General features: G+C 57.7%; 14 protein-coding genes. 8 read left to right on the plus strand and 6 right to left on the minus strand.

Features of this window, described 5'->3' with window-relative positions:
- The first annotated feature begins 43 nt into the window (after positions 1 to 43).
- Positions 44 to 874, plus strand: coding sequence for a uracil-DNA glycosylase (locus ACZ9H4_RS35550; protein WP_408146559.1), 831 nt, complete (start codon positions 44 to 46; stop codon positions 872 to 874).
- A 131-nt stretch (positions 875 to 1,005) separates the two neighbouring features.
- Here ACZ9H4_RS35550 and ACZ9H4_RS35555 read toward each other — a convergent pair whose 3' ends face one another.
- The 5 genes from ACZ9H4_RS35555 to ACZ9H4_RS35575 form a co-directional block, all read right to left on the minus strand.
- Positions 1,006 to 1,602, minus strand: coding sequence for an FMN-dependent NADH-azoreductase (locus tag ACZ9H4_RS35555; protein WP_476122826.1), 597 nt, complete (start codon positions 1,600 to 1,602; stop codon positions 1,006 to 1,008).
- 155 nt (positions 1,603 to 1,757) lie between these two features.
- On the minus strand, positions 1,758 to 3,548 hold the full coding sequence (locus tag ACZ9H4_RS35560) for a M61 family metallopeptidase (RefSeq protein ID WP_476122828.1): 1,791 nt from the start codon (positions 3,546 to 3,548) through the stop codon (positions 1,758 to 1,760).
- 167 nt (positions 3,549 to 3,715) lie between these two features.
- Positions 3,716 to 4,441 (minus strand): DsbC family protein, encoded by a 726-nt coding sequence (locus tag ACZ9H4_RS35565; protein WP_408146554.1) that lies wholly within the window; start codon positions 4,439 to 4,441, stop codon positions 3,716 to 3,718.
- 120 nt (positions 4,442 to 4,561) lie between these two features.
- On the minus strand, positions 4,562 to 5,734 hold the full coding sequence (locus ACZ9H4_RS35570) for a UbiH/UbiF family hydroxylase (RefSeq protein ID WP_476122830.1): 1,173 nt from the start codon (positions 5,732 to 5,734) through the stop codon (positions 4,562 to 4,564).
- Between the two features lie 90 nt (positions 5,735 to 5,824).
- A complete protein-coding gene (locus ACZ9H4_RS35575; protein ID WP_476122832.1) occupies positions 5,825 to 6,181 on the minus strand; it encodes a hypothetical protein in 357 nt (118 codons plus the stop codon).
- Between the two features lie 328 nt (positions 6,182 to 6,509).
- Between ACZ9H4_RS35575 and ychF the strand changes: the two genes are divergently transcribed.
- The 5 genes from ychF to ACZ9H4_RS35600 all read left to right on the plus strand — a co-directional run bounded on the left by ychF (position 6,510) and on the right by ACZ9H4_RS35600 (position 13,330).
- Positions 6,510 to 7,607: a redox-regulated ATPase YchF gene (gene ychF / locus ACZ9H4_RS35580; protein WP_476122834.1), complete on the plus strand. Its 1,098-nt coding sequence runs from the start codon at positions 6,510 to 6,512 to the stop codon at positions 7,605 to 7,607.
- 316 nt (positions 7,608 to 7,923) lie between these two features.
- Complete coding sequence (locus ACZ9H4_RS35585; RefSeq protein ID WP_476122836.1) at positions 7,924 to 9,183, plus strand: tyrosine-type recombinase/integrase; 1,260 nt, start codon at positions 7,924 to 7,926, stop codon at positions 9,181 to 9,183.
- Positions 9,176 to 10,852 carry a site-specific integrase gene (locus ACZ9H4_RS35590; protein ID WP_476122838.1) on the plus strand — a complete coding sequence of 559 codons (1,677 nt, stop codon included), beginning with the start codon at positions 9,176 to 9,178 and terminating at the stop codon, positions 10,850 to 10,852. The genes ACZ9H4_RS35585 and ACZ9H4_RS35590 overlap by 8 nt, the downstream gene beginning before the upstream one ends.
- The gene (locus ACZ9H4_RS35595; RefSeq protein ID WP_476122840.1) at positions 10,849 to 12,906 is read left to right on the plus strand and encodes a hypothetical protein; all 2,058 of its coding nucleotides are present in this window, start codon (positions 10,849 to 10,851) and stop codon (positions 12,904 to 12,906) included. The genes ACZ9H4_RS35590 and ACZ9H4_RS35595 overlap by 4 nt, the downstream gene beginning before the upstream one ends.
- A gap of 79 nt (positions 12,907 to 12,985) precedes the next feature.
- Positions 12,986 to 13,330, plus strand: a complete 345-nt coding sequence (locus ACZ9H4_RS35600; protein ID WP_476122842.1) for a hypothetical protein — start codon at positions 12,986 to 12,988, stop codon at positions 13,328 to 13,330.
- Positions 13,331 to 14,877: 1,547 nt separating this feature from the next.
- On the opposite strand, the gene ACZ9H4_RS35605 is transcribed toward ACZ9H4_RS35600, so the two are convergent.
- Complete coding sequence (locus ACZ9H4_RS35605; protein WP_476122843.1) at positions 14,878 to 15,132, minus strand: hypothetical protein; 255 nt, start codon at positions 15,130 to 15,132, stop codon at positions 14,878 to 14,880.
- Between the two features lie 271 nt (positions 15,133 to 15,403).
- On the opposite strand from ACZ9H4_RS35605, the gene ACZ9H4_RS35610 reads away from it, so the two are divergent.
- Together ACZ9H4_RS35610 and ACZ9H4_RS35615 are read left to right on the plus strand one after the other, a co-directional pair.
- Positions 15,404 to 16,318 (plus strand): hypothetical protein, encoded by a 915-nt coding sequence (locus ACZ9H4_RS35610; protein ID WP_476122845.1) that lies wholly within the window; start codon positions 15,404 to 15,406, stop codon positions 16,316 to 16,318.
- Between the two features lie 17 nt (positions 16,319 to 16,335).
- A complete protein-coding gene (locus ACZ9H4_RS35615) occupies positions 16,336 to 17,481 on the plus strand; it encodes a CHAT domain-containing protein (protein WP_476122847.1) in 1,146 nt (381 codons plus the stop codon).
- Position 17,482 lies beyond the last annotated feature (1 nt).

A 17,482-nucleotide genomic window follows, 5' to 3' on the forward strand; every position in this document is an offset into this window, starting at 1 on the left:
CGCACCTTGAGCCGAAGCCCGTTTGCTGCGACACTCCCCCGCCATGACCTCCGCTTCCCGAACCCGCTCCAATCCGTCGCAGGCTTCCCTGTTCGGCGACGCCGCATCCACATCGGCCAGTGAGATGACCACACCATCGCCGACCGACTTCGCCACACCGACGCTCGAAGCCCAATTCGCCGCCCTGCCCCCGGCATGGCGCATGCATCTGAAGCCCTTCATCGACAGCGACGCATACGCGCCGCTGTGCCGTTTCGTCGACGGTGAGCGCGCGGCCGGCAAAACCGTCTATCCCGCCGACGTGTTCCGCGCGCTGCGCCTGACGAGCCCCGACGAAGTCAAAGTGGTGATCCTCGGCCAGGACCCGTATCACGGCGAGGACCGCGGCACGCCGCAAGCGCACGGGCTCGCGTTTTCCGTCGCGCCGAACGTGCGCACGCCGCCGTCGCTGCGCAATATCTTCAAGGAAATCGCCACGAGTCTCGGCCACGAAACGCCGCGTCACGGCTGCCTCGACACGTGGGCCAAACAAGGCGTGTTGCTGCTGAACACGGTGCTGACCGTCGAACGCGACAGCGCGGCGAGTCACGCGAAACGCGGCTGGGAAAAATGCACCGACACGCTGATCCACGAACTGGCGATGCGCCACGACGGCCTCGTGTTCATGCTGTGGGGCGCGCATGCGCAAGCGAAGCGCGCGCTGCTCGGCGGCAAGTCGCATTACGTGCTGGAGGCGCCGCATCCGTCGCCGCTGTCGGCGCATCGCGGCTTTCTCGGCTGCGGCCACTTCGTGAAGGCCAACGAGTATCTCGTGAAGCATGGCCGCGCACCGATCGACTGGCGTCTGCCCGGCGAAGCGCAAATGCTGGCGTGAGAACCGCGAGCCGCGCCGCAATAAGAAAACGCCACGGACTCACATCCGTGGCGTTTTTCATTTCACCGCTATCCGCAGCTATCCACCGTTATTGACTGCTTCGAAGCAACGGCGTCGAAGCAGCAACAATCTTACGCAGCAGCAATCGCTTCACGCGCGGCAGCCAGCGCGGCGGTGGCCGCGTCAGGGCCCATGTTCAGGCCTTCGGCGTAGATGAAGTTCACGTCGGTCATGCCGAGGAAGCCCAGGAAGCTCGTCAGATACGGCGTCTGGCTGTCGTTCGGCGTGCCCAGGTACTTGCCGCCGCGTGCCGAGACGACATAAACCCTCTTGCCCTTCACGAGACCTTCCGGACCGTTCGCCGTGTACTGGAACGTGATGCCAGCGCGGGCGATGAAGTCGAAGTACGTCTTGAGCTGCGACGAGATGCCGAAGTTGTACATCGGCGCGCCGATCACGATGATGTCGGCGGCTTGCAGTTCGGCGATCAGCGCTTCGCTGCGGGCGGCAATGGCGACTTGCTCGGCCGTGCGCTGTTCAGCCGGCGTGAAGAACGCGCCAAGGACGGCGTCGTCCAGGTGCGGCAGCGGTTCGGCTTGCAGGTTGCGGACGACGACTTGCGCGCCCGGATTCGATTGTTGCAGCTTTGCGGTCAGCTCGTTGACGAGCAGCGTCGAGTTCGCGCCTTGCGAGCGGGCTGCCGAGTTGATTTGCAGGATCGTGGTCATGGTTGACTCCAGTAGGGGCGCGCAATGTTGCGCGAGTGGAGGCATTGTGTTTTTTTACCGACCTGGGAAAAAGCCATCCGGCAGCGAAGGATTGTTGCGCTGGTAGGACAATCCCCCCGCCCTCGCCCGCCAATGAATGCCGCAAAGGCTGACGATCAGCTTGCCAGCCAGCGTTCGCGCGCCTTGCGTGCGGCGGCCCGCTTGTCGGTGACGGCGAGCTTGTAGCGCGCCACCTCCGGGCCGTCCAGCTTGACTTGCGTGGTGCGCAGCTCGTCGCGACGGAACGCATGGATTTCGACCTTCGCACCCGGCTGGTAACGCGCGAGCAACCCGTCAAGATTCGCGCCAGTGACGCGCAGGCCGTCGAGCGCGATCAATACGTCGCCGGCCGAGAGTCCCGCTTTTTGCGCCGCGCTGCCTTCGTGGACCGCCGCCAGCGTGCAATCCGCGCCGCCGCGCAGGCGCACGCCGAGCGAAGGCTTACCGTTATTGTCCAGTTCAGGCGCGAGCGCGACGCCGAATGGCGCGAGCAACGGCCCGAGCGGCAGATCACGCGTGCCGTGCACGGCTTGCGCGAACATTTCGCCCAGGTCCGCCCCAGTCGCTTCCGCGAATATCGCTTCGATCTCGCTTTCGGCGACGCCGACCGGTTTGCCGCGATAGAAGTCGCGGCCAAAGCGCTGCCACAACAGACGCATGACGTCGTCGAGCGATTTGCGGTCACCGGTCTGCGCGCGAATCGTCAGATCGAACGCGAGCGCGACGAGCGAGCCCTTGGTGTAATAGCTGACGATCGCGTTCGGCGCGTTCTCGTCCTGCCGGTAGTACTTGACCCACGCGTCGAACGAGCTTTCGGCAACAGTCTGCTTGAGCCGTCCGCTGCCGCGCTGCACGCCGCCGATTACCTTCCCGAGCATGCCGAAATAGTCGTTCTGCGAAATCAGGCCGCTGCGCACGAGGATCAGGTCGTCGTAGTAAGACGTGAAGCCCTCGAACAGCCACAGCAGCGACGTATAGTTTTCGACGCTCAGGTCATACGGTGCGAACACGGCCGGCTTGATGCGCTTGACGTTCCACGTGTGGAAATATTCGTGGCTGCACAGGCCGAGGTAGGTTCGGTAGCCTTCGCTCATCGCTTCGCGGCCTTCCACGGGCAGATCGCCGCGATTGCAGATCAGCGCCGTGGACGCGCGGTGTTCGAGGCCGCCGTAGCCGTCGGTAACGGCTTGCGTCATGAACACATAGCGGTCGACCGGCGCTTTCTTCGTCTTCGGTTCGAACAATGCGATCTGCGCTTCGCAGATGCGCTTCAGGTCGGCGCTCAGGCGCGCCATATCCAGCCCAACCACGCGACCCGCGATCACGACGTCATGCGGCACGCCATGCGCGTCGAAGGTCGCCAGAGCGAATTCGCCGAGCGTGACCGGATGATCGATCAGCTCGTCATAGTTCTGCGCGCGATACTCGCCAAAACCGTAACGCTTCGTGCCGCGCGCTTCCGGCAGCGCGGTCGCGACCCGCCAGTTGCGGTACGCCGCGCCTTGCGGCTTCTGAATGTCGACCACGCACTGCGCTTCCTCGTGACCGAGCGGCGACAAGAACACGCTCGTGCCGTTGAAAAAGCCCGTCGTGTCGTCGAGATGCGCGGCGCGCACCGACAGGTCCCACGCGTACACCTCGTAGCGCAGCGTCAGCGCGCCTTTGACCGGCGCGGTCTGCCACGTGTGCTTGTCGGTCTTTTCCACCCGCACCTTGCGGCCCGCGTCGTTGGTGGCGCGCAGCGTGACGATGTTGCGCGCGAACTCGCGCACCATGTAGCTGCCCGGAATCCACACCGGCAGCATGAAACGCTGGCCGGCCGGATCGGGATCGGCGACGGTCACGGTGACTTCGAACAGATGGGCGGCGGGTTGCTTCGGAACGATGGTGTAGCGGATCGGCTTCATCGGCGGCGATTAGGAGATGGGGGACGAAAAGTTGATCAACGCGTCGAATGCGTCGATCAAGGCGTCGGATCTAGGCATGAGAATCGACGCGTCGGCATGGCTGCGGCGGGCCGGACGCGAAAGGAGGCGCCCTGCGCGCCTCCGTGCTCCTGCATGTGCCGCGTGGTTCAGTGCACGGCGGACATTTCGCGGTCTAGCCGGTCGGCCGGCACGGCGCCCGGCAGGCGGCGGCCGTCGGCGAGGAACACCGTGGGCGTGCCCTCGACGTTCATCGCGTGGCCGAGCGTCAGGTTCTTGTCGATCGCGGCGGTGTCGCAAGTGCCGGCGGCGGTGGGCGCCTGGTGGTCCTGCATCCAGGCTTCCCACGCTTTCGCGCGATCCGTCGAGCACCAGATCGACTTCGACTTGGCGGTCGAATCCGGCGACAGAACCGGGTACAGGAACGTGTAGATCGTCACGTTGTCGAGCGACTTCAGCGACGTTTCGAGCTGCTTGCAATACGGGCAGTTCGGATCGGAGAACACGGCGATCTTGCGTGCGCCGTTGCCGCGCACGACCTTCACCGCGTTCGCGAACGGCAGGCTCGCGAAATCGATCCGGTTGGTCTCGGACAGACGCGCTTCCGTCAGATTCTTGCGGGTCTTCGCGTCGACCATGTCGCCGAGCATCAGGTAATCGCCGTTCGCGTCGCTATAGACGATCTGGCTGCCGAGGTTCACTTCGTACAACCCGGCGATCGGCGACTTCGTGATGCTCTTGATCGTCACGTCGGCCAGACGCGTTTGCAGCGTGGCTTTGAGCTTGTCGGTCGTCTGGTCGGCCTGCGCCGAGCATCCGATCGTGAAAGCGGCAATCGCGAGCGCGCCCGCCACCATGCGGAAGGTTTTTTTCATGCTGAATTCCTGGGTTTCGATCGCGCGTCGCGCGCGTTGTGTCACGTGCCGGGTCGGACCGGCACGCCGTCAATCCGTTCATGATACCTGTGTTGCCGGCCGTGGCCGCCGGCCCCACGTTTACCCCAGCGCGGCCGACACCAGCCAGCGCTTGATGAACGGCTGCGCGCCGACGAAAGCCATACCGCTATTACGCAGTGCCTTCGCGAACGGACCGGGCACGGAGAAAAGCTTTTGCAAGCCGTCCGTGGCGATCATCAGCGCGCGGATATCTTCGCGGCGGGCGCGCTCGTAGCGGCGCAGCAGCACCATGTCGCCGAGATCGCGGAACGATTCCTTGCCCCCGACCGTCTCGGCGAGCGCCGCTACGTCGCGCAAGCCGAGGTTCATGCCTTGCCCCGCCAGCGGATGAATCAGATGCGCGGCATCGCCGACCAGCGCGACGCGCGGCGCCACCAGCCGGTCCACCGTTTGCAACGCGAGCGGGAAGCCCTGCGCGGGCGTCACGCATTCGAGCGCGCCGAACTGGCCGCCGCTCACGCGTTCCACTTCGGCGGCGAGCTGCGCCGGATCGAGCGCGAGCAGTTGCCCGGCGTGTTCGGTGCGCGCCGACCAGACCAGCGACACATGGCCGTCCGGCATCGGCAGCAGCGCGATGATCTCGCCGTCGCGGAACCACTGGTAGGCGGTTTCGCCGTGCGGCTTCTCGGCCTTGAAATTGGCGACCACGCCGGTTTGCCGGTAGTCGCGCCGGTTCATCTTCGAGCCGATCTGCGCGCGCACCCACGAATGCGCGCCGTCCGCGCCGACCACCAGATCGGCCTCGACGACGTTGCCGTTCGCGAGACCGACGCTCGCGCTTTCGGCAGTGAAGCCCAGCGCCTGAGCGCGCGAGTCGATCCAGGTGAAATTCGGCTGGAAGCGCAGCGCCGCATCCAGCGCGCGTTCGATCACCGACGACTCGACGATCCACGCCAGTTGCTGCACCGACGCCTGAAATGCGGAGAAATGCAGCTCGGCATGAGCGTCGCCGTAGACCCGCATGTCGTAGACGGGCCCGAGCCGCGACAGATCGAGCGCCTGCCAGACCCGCAAGCGCTCGAGCAGCGCCTGCGAACTCGACGACAACGCGTAGACCCGCGAATCGAAAGCGGCACCGGCGGGCAATGCCGCGCAAGCTTGCGCGAGCAGAGCCACGCGCAGGCCGCCTTGCGTGAGCGCGAGCGCCGCGGTCTTGCCGACGAGCCCGCCGCCGATCACTGCGGCATCAAAGGTCTGGTGGTGTGCGTTCATCCGCGCATTATAGCCGCGGGGGTTGCGGGGGACGGATCGGCGGGTGCGGCAATTGCGCCCGAAAAATCCGGCCTGGCGCCCGCCTGAGGGCTAGTGCGGTGAACCCGACGCCATCGCCGCATTCGCTTCGCGCAGACGCATGAAGCGCGGGTCGGACTGGAGAATGCGCCATGCGCTCGCTTCGAGCTGGGCTTTGCGCTCGCGCTGGTCGCCGCGTACGGCGCAATCGGGGAAAACCTGGTCGTACACGCGCCAGAGTGATTCGAAGTCGTTTTTATCAGCGAACTGCGCGATGCGCGCCCGGTCGTCCTGCGTCAGGTGGTTCGTGAGGCACTCGACCGTCTGCCGGTCCGTGTTGGCCTGTGCTTCGTCGAAATTCTGCGACAACCACGTCGCGACCGCACCGCCGACCAGCACCACCGCCACGCCGGTTCCCAGCCATCTCACTGCTCGCACAGCTATCCCCCGAAAAAGAGCTCTGACGGCCCTAAGCCGTCGATTCTACAGTGGCCGCCCAAAAACAGACCCTAGATCGCGTCCGCCGCACGTTCGCTCGGCGCGCCCGGCTTTCCCGCCGGCGCACCGGTACGCCCATCCGAACGGGTTACAATTGCGTTTTCCGTGAAAACTCGCACCCAATCGTCGAGCCAACGCCCCGATTCGGTGACCTGTCCCGCTCCGCTGTGTTTGCCCCCACGCCACACGCGAAGGCTTTCCGAAGCCGCACTCAGCGTCGAGCGCATCACGCAACTTACTGATTCACTGAAGGATTTCCATGAGCCTCAAATGCGGCATCGTCGGCCTGCCTAACGTCGGCAAGTCCACCCTGTTCAATGCGCTGACCAAGGCGGGCATCGCCGCCGAAAACTATCCGTTCTGCACGATCGAGCCGAACGTCGGCGTGGTCGAGGTGCCGGACGCGCGTCTGAAGGCGCTCGCCGAGATCGTCAAGCCGGAGCGTATCCTGCCGGCGGTGGTGGAGTTCGTCGACATCGCCGGTCTGGTGGCGGGCGCCAGCAAGGGCGAAGGGCTCGGCAACCAGTTCCTCGCGAACATCCGCGAAACCGACGCGATCACGCACGTGGTGCGCTGCTTCGAAGACGACAACGTGATTCACGTCGCGAACAAGGTCGATCCGCTGTCGGACATCGAAGTGATCAACACCGAACTGGCGCTGGCCGACCTCGCCACGGTCGAAAAGGCGCTCACGCGCTATTCGAAGGCCGCCAAGTCGGGTAACGACAAGGAAGCCGCGAAGAACGCCGCCGTGCTGGAAAAGGTGCGCGCGCAGCTCGACCAGGCCAAGCCGGTCCGCGCGCTCGATCTGTCGGACGACGAAAAGGCGACGCTCAAGCCGTTCTGCCTGATCACCGCGAAGCCGACCATGTACGTGGCCAACGTGAAGGACGACGGTTTCGAAAATAATCCGCACCTCGACGCCGTGGCGAAATTCGCGGCCGCCGAGAACGCGCCGGTCGTCGCCGTGTGCGCGGCGATCGAAGCGGAAATCGCCGACCTCGACGAAGCCGACATGGCAGTGTTCCTCGCCGACATGGGCATGGAAGAGCCGGGCCTGAACCGCGTGATCCGCGCGGGCTTCAAGCTGCTCGGCCTGCAAACCTACTTCACCGCCGGCGTGAAGGAAGTGCGCGCATGGACGATCCATATCGGCGACACCGCGCCGCAGGCGGCGGGTGCGATTCACACGGACTTCGAGCGCGGCTTCATTCGCGCGCAGACCATCGCGTTCAACGACTTCATCACCTACAAGGGTGAACAAGGCGCGAAGGAAGCCGGCAAGATGCGCGCGGAAGGCAAGGAATACGTCGTGCATGACGGCGACGTGATGAACTTCCTGTTCACCCCGAAGTAGGCGCGCATTGACATTCACACCAGATTTCCTACCCTACTGACATGGCCAAGGGGTAGTGACGCTTGTCTTGCTTAAAACAAGCTGAGGGCCCGTCGGGCCCGCCCCAGTGCACTGGAAGGCAACATGTCCTACCTGGTCGACGGTGTTAAATTGGGGCAACGACGAAAGCTCGCCACCCTTTATTCCCCCTTCTTTATTTGCTTCGGAGAATCGAAGCGCGCAATAACTGGCGTCACCCTTCCCTCTCTCACCCAGCCATCGCGTCCACTGCTTTGCCGAAAGCAACATTTCGCTTCCAGCCCAAATGGTGAATGCAATGGCGAGGCTTGAATATATCCATTACGAATTCTTCGATGCTTCGTATTGCGAACAGCAAGTTTTATGGGCAAAAAACCCGTCGAAATCGCTAGATCGCTTACCGCAGATTTTTTGGAGCGATGGGTGCGGATGGAATGAGGCGAATCTCTGGGCTCTAGACAGAGCGACATCGTCGCACTTGAATCCCGAGACGACGAAGCGCACGATGAAGCACTTGAAGCGATACGCTGATTTTCTTGAGGATCGGAATGTCGATTGGAAACATTTTCCTGTACGAAAAGAAGAACAAGTTCTCAGGAAATTTAGGAAACAACTCATTGACGAAGTCCACGAAGGCCTCATAGCAGGCGCGACTGCGTCAAACTGCATGAGCGCAGTGGTTCAATTCTATAGATTCGCCAGTTCACACGGTCTAGTCTCTGCCGATAATCCGATGTGGGTCGATCGGCTTACGGTGATTCCTTTCCACGACACGGCGGGCTTCAAGCGAAGCTTGGTGCGCCTAAGTAACGACCTCAAAATCCCGAATCGAAGCCGCGTCGGAACTTCGCTGGAGGGAGGTCTTTTGCCTTTACGCTCGGACCATATGAGCGAGCTTCTGACATATACGGCCGAGCACGCGATCAAAGAGCTGCATCTGATGCTCGCGACGGGTTTTTTGACCGGCGCGCGGATCGGCACCGTCACCAGCTTGACTGTGACCAGCCTCCTCGCAGCGAGAGAGGATCCACTTGCACCCGGGATATATCTACTTCCAGTAGGACCCGGGACTGGAATTGCAACTAAGTTCTCAGTATCCGGTGAAATATTGATACCGGCGGCGCTCTTGGTAGACTTGAACGCCTACGCATCCTCGACCGCTCGCCTGTTGCGAGAATCAAAGGCAAATCACACAAATAAGAATCTTTTGTTTCTGACTCGAGCGGGGCAGCCCTACACCGTCGAGACGGTGAACCGATTAGTGTATGAAATGAGACACCGAGCTGTAGCAGCAGGGATGACGTTCATGCAGCGCTTTCACTTTCATCAGACTCGCGCCACTTTTGGAACCTGGTTGATGGAACTCTTATTAAATTATGGTGCAAAAACGGAAGCGATCCGAGTTGTGAGAGACGCGATGCTGCATAAGAACGAACAAACGACGTTGAAATACATTACATTTCTTGAGAACACCCGGGCGAAGCAACGAGCGGCGGCAGCTTTTAACGAGGCATTCACTGGTCTTCAAGGTCGTTCGTGGGACAGTGCAGATGCATAAAGATATTCGACTTCCTGATTTGAGATTCCCGGACGTTGAATTCGGTCGAACTGAAACGCCTTGGAATCTCAACATCTTGCTCTTCAAGGGAGGAGCAGCCGTCAACGTCAGGTATGCTGGATCTCAAATCTACTACGGAAAGCTCGGGCATCCGCAATCCGATCGCGTGCCTCTTGTCGTGAAACTTCACGAAGAAATTTCTGCGGGTCTCGGCAGTGGCAGTTCTCGGCATACAGCGGAAGGACAGATTCGTTGTTTGCGGAATTTCTTTAAGTTTGCTGACCGCAATGAGCTTCCGCTGACACTCAACACTGTCGTTGAAACTTATTGTGCCTGGGCCGATTGGTTATTCCATCGAACCCGAATCAAGACTGTTGCTGCGGCAAGCGAACAGAGGTTGTCGATCGGCGTCTCGTACACCTATGGAGCGACCGTCGGCACATTGCTAGATCGCGTCCTTAACAGGCACACACGCATCGTAGAATTGACCCGACTCGAACCGCAAAGGCAGCGCAAAAGCGCGACCGGCAGTCAGGCAGAAAAGCAAAACCTCAAAAATACCTTTGCGTTTGGACATTTTTTGCAAGATATCTGCGATCAGATCACTGTCGCAAGCATATCTGCAGCGACAAATCCATTCGAAATTAGACTAAGGGGCGGTAGAACGCTGACTCGCCGAGGCCACGTCGGCGGCCCAATGAGTTCACGTCAACCAAATAGGATGGGTCATCGAGAATCCGCGCTTGCTAATCTGCGCATTGAGGCCGAACTTTTTGTTTTCATCGCACAGACAGGCATGAATTTGGCACAAGCTAGAAATTTGAGCCTTCGGCAATTTTTTTATGTTGGCTACCTTGATGGATATCAAGTCAAAGACTACAAAAATCGACGAGGTGGCGCAGTTTTATTTGAAATCTTCAAGGACTATAAAGGGCATTTCGAACGCTATCTTGAATGGCGGAGAACTTTCTTCTCGGACTCAGTTCATCTTTTTCCCTTCATTGGCATTAGAGGCAGCAGGCACGAGAAGAGAAGCAATGGAGCTCGAATAAAAGCAGCCTGCAGAAAGTTAGAAATTCCTTACGTCTCGCCTCAATCGCTCCGGAACACGAGGGTGAACTGGCTGCTCAGAATGACGTCCGATCCAGACCTCACCGCTGAGATGGCGCAGCACACGAAACAAACGTTGCTTAATGTCTATGAGCGACCTAGCCTTCAAACAGCGATCGTAGAAGTGACCCGGTTTTGGTCCAAATTTGACCCTCATTCCAAGCTGACGCAGTCCGTAGCACCTGGCAGTTGCACCGGAGCGCCTCATCAGTTTGACGATACTCCGAAAGCTGCCCCAAGGCCTAACTGCACAAGAGCGTCTGGTTGCTTGTGGTGCGAGAACCATCGCGACGTGGATTCGCTCGACTATGTATGGGCGATGGCAACCTTCTGCCACTTAAAAGTTATCGAATTAAGTAGAGCTCATCCACGTCGAAGCGACCCGGATGTACCACCTTCGAAGCTAGTCATCGATCGGCTCGGCGACAAGCTGAAGTGGTTTGAACAGTCCAACTCAATCCGACGCGAGTGGGTAAAAGAATCTCACGCGCGGGTAGCCGAAGGAGATTTTCATCCGGACTTTCGAGATGAAATTTTAGCGTTAGAGGGCGAGTTGTGAGCAAACTTACCGCAGAACTCGGGCTGAAAATTATCAACTCTCCGATCGGTCATGGACATTCCTGCTACCGACCGCCTCGTTGGCCCCCTCCGTCCGACTGGGTGATAAGTGAAGATGAAGACGGTAATCCCATTTCGTCATGGGGTTCACCTGTATGGGATTTTTCGGCGTGGGCCGGCACGCTCTTGAAGCTTGACATAGCCGGTGGTCTACATGGACGTAGTGCCGCTCCACTACGCGATGAAAATCAATATTCGCTTAGGCTTCTTGCGACGTGGTTAATTTGGGGCTATCGCGGCGTTAGAAGCTGGCTTTCTCTCAAACTGTGCTTCGGTTACGTAAGACGTATTGTGGTCCTCTGCGAGCGAGAAGGGGTTCGTGCAAGCGACCTGACTCGTTTCCCGCACGTACTCGAACACATTCCTGCGTTATACGGACATCCCATCGAACGAAAGCGCCTGCTCGTAATTCTTGACCGTCTGCTTCGCGCAAAAGATTATATCGGCTTCGCTCTGGTCGATGAAAGCGGACTTAGTCATTTGGCTAGAGTGTTCAGAGAAGCAGAAGATCTAGAGACTGAACAGACAGCTTATATTCCTCCGCGAATTTGGACCTATCAAATTGCGAGGCTTCGCGCATGCTTGGATGACTTCTTGCTCCACAAGTCGCAGATCGAGAAATGTTTCGAGTTTTGCGTGGATGCCTATGGCTTGAACTTTGGATCGTTGGAATCCGCATTTGATCGCCGGATCCACTCAGGTCCCCTCCTTCCGTTCTCCGCGCAGCGCAAGAGCGCAGGCCTCCGGACAGGACGTAAGTATTACGGGGGATTTGAACTCACGGCGCAAAAATTCGGAATCGAAAAACTTCTGCGAACATGGCTTTGTCGTATCGACGCTGAAGGGCTCGATATTAAGGCCCTCAGTTCTTACCTAACCCTCATCCAGCTGACTGGCCTTGCTTACATAATTAACTTAACGCTGCAAAGGAAGGAAGAGGCTGGATCTTCAAGATCGGATTGCCTTATCTGGGATGAAGATCCGATATTGGGCTCTCTGCCTATCATTTGCGGTGAGACTACAAAGACAGATCCGGATAGCGATGCTCGATGGCCTACCAGTCCCAGCGTACAAGTAGCCGTTGACTCGATGGTCGCAATTGCAAGATTGCGAATGCGTTGCGCAGCGGCAAATCGCAAAGTGGGCTGTACAGAATACGATAAGTCAAATCCTTATTTACACCAGACGTCGTATGAGCCATGGTCCAGCATTCGCTGGAAACCGTACTCAATGCGTACGGTTGTTCCGAGTTACCAAAATTGGAGCATAAGGTATCCCAATCTTTTCGACCCAGATAGGTTGCGGATAACGGAGGAAGACCTAATTTCAGCCCGAATGTTCACTCCGAATTTGGATAAGAACGGAAAATTCTCGATCGGGAAAATCTGGCCCTTGGCATTTCACCAACTTCGGCGAACCGGTGCTATCAACATGTTTGCGAGCGGCCTGCTGAGTGATACGTCCATCCAAGTCTTGATGAAACATATCGGGCCTCAGCAAACGAGATATTACGGACAAAATTACAGTCGAGTTCGTTTTAGTGAGGACTTTGAAGCGATCACGGCTGCCGCGCGATACGAGGTTATGGCTAAACAAATTCAATCGCTTGTGGAAGATCGCTATGTCTCACCGTTAGGCGCACAACGCAAGCAGGAGATCATTATTAATCTCATGTCTACTGGCGACTTCGTCAAACTTTTGGATGCAAGCCGTAACGGAGAAGTCGCATTCCGAGAAACCCGACTCGGGGGATGTGTGAAGAGAGGACATTGCGAGTATGGTGGCATCGAATCCGTTGCCCGGTGTACCGGCGGCGATGGCGAACATCCGTGTCGCGAAGCAATCTATGATAAGTCAAGGCGCGCGTCGGTAGAGCGCCAGCTTGAAAGCATGGTACGGCGCATTGACCTCACGGACTCAAGCAGCCCAAGGGCAAACGCTCTGCGTGCTGAAGCGCGCGGACTAAGGAGCTTCCTTGATAGCACACGCGACTGAATCAGCAGAGCAGCGATTTCGCGCAGCGTTCGAACGCCTTAAGATCGGCAGACCCCGCATCTTGCCGCAAGGCGCCACTGTGAGTCAAAACAACGTTGCCAAGGAGGCTGGCACCGATCCCAGCGCTCTTAGAAAAGCGCGCTATCCTGCGCTGATCCGCGAAATACAGGCATGGGTGGAAATCGATACTCACCAACAGACGCTTCGGCGTGAACGCAGCAAGCAGCACAGACGTGCTCGTGCCAATCTCAATGAACGAACAAAGATTCTGGAGCGGCAGCGCGACAGCGCACAATCACAGTTAATGAGCGCACACCGCCGTGTACTTGAACTCATGCATGAGAATGCGATGTTGAAGTCCAGACTTGATGAGCTACTTCCTCCAACCATACCATTACGGAGCAAGCATTCGACAGCGCTATGAGCAAGCGATAGTTGTCGCTGACCGGCCGCATTGACTCATCAGAATTGCAACTCGCGCTGACCTGTTGCCTCACGTAGTTTGCTACCCGTCGGATTGTCCGGCGGAAGCGGCACGAGGAGACGAAGCAAATCAGCATGACGACACGCAAGGAGCTGGTAGCAGCATTGCAATTGCGGTAGCGTCGACATTGCGTTAATCGAGGCGCCTGAAGGAAAGGCGGCTATACGTCGCACCCAGCTTCTCGTGACGTGCCGACGCGGAGCCGTTCGATCCAGGAAGCATCAGGCAGCGTTCGGCCACAAGCCGCCGTTCACATGCGTCGTCGGTCGGACATTCAGGCGTCGGCTAGGCTCAGCAATCGACCGTTCAATTTGCAAAGCTGAGCGGTTTTTTTCGGTTTTTCGGGAAAATCCGACCGCCCGCGACGGTTACTTTTTGTTCCAGAACAGTGGACTATTGAGGAGCCATTCCCGCCTCCTGGCCTGCCGCGACTCCCGTCCAATTTTGTCAGAAGTCTCGGCCTCCCGTTGAAGGCGTCTTTCAGTCTCGGCCGCCGGCTCACTGAGTGTTGTCTCAATATGCCCACTGGATACCCGTTCCGCTCTGATAGATTGCCGTTGTTCTGCCTCAGGGGGCGCTTTCCGGTGTCCGAATGCGGTACTAGGCTTCCACGTCCCCTCCTTGTTGGGCCCCCCGGCGGGGGTCTTCCCGGTCCAGACCGCTGCCCGTTCCTTCTTGATACGCATCCCCGCCATGGTTTTTCCTCTTATACAGTTGACTTTCCTGTTGTCTCGGATTGTAGACACGAAGCTGGGAAAACCGCTTGCGCAATCAATTCTGTTGCTACCGTTTGTGCCTCAGCATTTCGAGCAAAGTCTTACCCAGACAGGCTCGAGCGTTCACTCCTACGACAACTGAGTTTATTGCTTCTGGACGGGAAGGCGGCAACTGATCTAAGACGAACTGGGCGCTCTCAAAAAAAATTTGCCTCCCAATGCCATCCCCAGTGTCGATACCTAGCAGCTAGAACGGCCGCCTCGCGGCGCGGCTCGCGTCAGCATCGGGCTCAACCCGGGCATCTGCGGCCAGCGGGCGCGGTTGCGGTGGCGCCGTTCGAGCGTCGCCAGTCCCTTGGTAACGGATGTTCGAGCTCAATACATCTATTGCGAGGCCAAAGAAGTCGCTCGTAGTTCGTCCTATCTTGCAACTGCGAGTGACCACTATGACGGCTTTTGCGATGTGAAATGCTGTCTATACCGATCCAGCACTGTTCCGAACGCGTCCCGAAGCCACATTTCCTTGCCGTCAACAACTAAAATCAGAAACTCAGTGCCAAGTGAATCCCCCGCTCTAGTCACGCCAGCGAACGCACCTTGTCGTCGCTTCTTTGTGTATGCGGGCCGATTCTTATTGTTCAGCGCGTGATGCTTTGCATTATTTGCGGCACTGATTACGGCTTGGAGCTCCTCCAATCCGCAAATCTTAAGCACTAGATTCTCCTCAACCGACCGGTTCTTCGCCTCTTTCGATTCGATCGCTTTTTTCCCTCAGTCGGCACTGCCATTTTTCGCAAGCCAATCCAGGAGATGAAACAACGTGACCGACACCAAGTATGCACTTATCGGCGATTGCGCATGATAAAACTGCTCGTATTGTTGGCAGGCCAGTCGGAATAGGTCCAGCGCAGTCAGATCAAAGAACCCCTCTGCCGGGTATGCTTGCTCCATGGTTCGCGCCTCTGTGGGAACAGCCCGTTCTAAAATGGTAAGTGAGTCAGAGTGGCTTTTTAAGAAGCGTTTCATCTTCGCCGGCCATATCGGACATTAACACAATGAACTTCTAACTCACGACACTAGGTTTGCCTTTCGATAGCGCCGATGGATCGGGTTGCGGACTCAATTTCACGCGCAGCACGCTGAATTTCGTTGCTAGTGACCACGTGTGCGTTAGCGAACACAGCGATCATAAAGGCGTCCTCATTGGCGACGAACAGTGCTAACTTAAAAGCTTGCTTCGTAAACTACCGCCGCTTGTCCGGGTTCCTGCTCGGCTAATTAGCTAAAGAGGACCGCGATGCCATTTGCTTTTTTTCACGGGATCGCCCAGGAAGGAAGAAGTTCCGATGCCCTTCGCAAACTCTGGATCGACAGTCTTGATGTTGGCTTGGATCAGGCACGTAGCCTTGTATCGCTGCACAATGCATTTGTGACGGTGCCCTTTTACGGGGATCTGCTTGCGGGCGGCTCGAAGCGCGAGATCGAGGCAACACAACGTGTCGATCAAGACAGGACATACCGAAGTGGCGAAGCTCTGTGGCCTATATCTGCCGCAAATCAGATCGAAAAAGAGTTCTTATCTGAAATCAGTAGAACGCGAAGTCGACGAATAGATAAAGACAAGATCGATCGCAGCTTTGGCAGCGGGATGTTGCGAGCGCTGTCATCGGTACTGCCAGACGCCGCGCAAGCACGGCTTGTTGACTTTGCGATTGAGCAGGTAGCAGTCTATCTGACATCGCCTGATATCCGAAAGCACATTAGCGGACTCGCTGACGCCGCGTTGATCGAAATTGAACAAGCAGGGCCGAAATCCGACGACCGTCTAGTGGTCGTCGGGCACTCGCTAGGTTCGATTGTCGCGATTGAAGCACTATGGAGGTGGACGGGTAAGCCAATCGACCTGCTTGTAACGATTGGCAGCCCTTTAAGTGTCGGTTGCATCAATTCACGTCTCACGTTGCAATCGCCACGGTGGCCACAGAAATTGCGCAATTGGGTCAACGTGGCTGACCGGGAAGATGTCGTCGCTCTGCACGGCGCAATTGATAGAACTAACTTCTTCTCAAGTTGCACAGCTGCAGATAAAACGGAGCGAGCGGACGTCTTAAATATATTGGACGTTCCAAATCACATTGATAACCATCACGGTATAGCAGGATATCTTGACGATCCGGTAGTAGCGCGAATCGTTGCATTGTTTCCAGAATAAAAGCGAGGGCGCGAAAAATGAAAGTCTTCTATATAGCATCAAATCCGGACGGGGCGTCGGAGTTGACTCTTGAAAGAGAGATTACAGATTTAGAAAGGCAAGCCACATACGCGAGTGGCGAACCAATCCAGTTTAAGTTCCTGCCGTCATTGTCGATCGAGAAACTGCCAATCGAACTATTGTCGCATCAGCCGGACGTCGTCCATTTTTCAGCCCACGCGGAGAGTGGCGAGCTTATATTCTCGAACGAGAAAGGCGACCCTGTTAGAATGACGGGACCTATGCTTCGAACGTTCCTCAACTACGAACGGCCGCCGAAACTGGTTTATTTCAACGCATGCGAATCCAATACGCTCGCGAAATCCGTGGTGGGAGTCGTCCCTGCTGCGATTGGCACAACGGCTTTAGTTACTAACGCAGCGGCACGATCGTCCGCTGTCGCCTTTTACCACCGGATTCTTCATGGGGCAACCGTTTATGATGCTTTCGAAGTTGGACGAAGCATCATCGAGGCGCTACAAGATGGAAACGCATCTTCCGTTCTAGAGGTCTCGAATGGCTATAATCCGACAGAGCATCGGTTACATAACGTGCCAAGAATAGTCGCCCGAGGAGCATCTGCGCAATTGAGGTTCACGAGAAGCGGGATACTGACTATTGAGATTCTACTTATAGGGTGCCCATCCAACACTTCTCAAGTGGTGTTTTTTACCGACGACGAAGGTTTCGTACTCGATGATGCTGGCAAGGAGGAGATTGAATCGGAGTTTCTAGCCCGTAGTCTCTGCCAAGTCGTTCGCAGCACTCCACGCCGGGGCCGCATTGAATCAGACATAATGTGGTCGACAGGCGAGGATTTTCGCATTTATGCCTGCGGGACGACCGCTGCAGGAGAAACTTTTACCGTCGCCTCGACCGCGTGCCGCGCGCTTGAAGATTATGCGCGCTATGTTCGTTGCGTTGCACTCGGAAGCTCCGAAATGAAAGATGTGCATGAGGCGGTAGCGCGTCTTACCAATCCGGATCAGCTTAACATTCGGCCGGAGTCGGTGGGACGCGGCGAAGTCACTCGCGCGGCTCCGAACAATCGCAACCTAGCCCAGCCGGTCTCCAAGGTAGATCCAAAGGCAACGAGCCGACGCCCGCCGAGGCGACCCCCGTGAC

Source organism: Paraburkholderia sp. TE9906 (assembly GCF_056279605.1).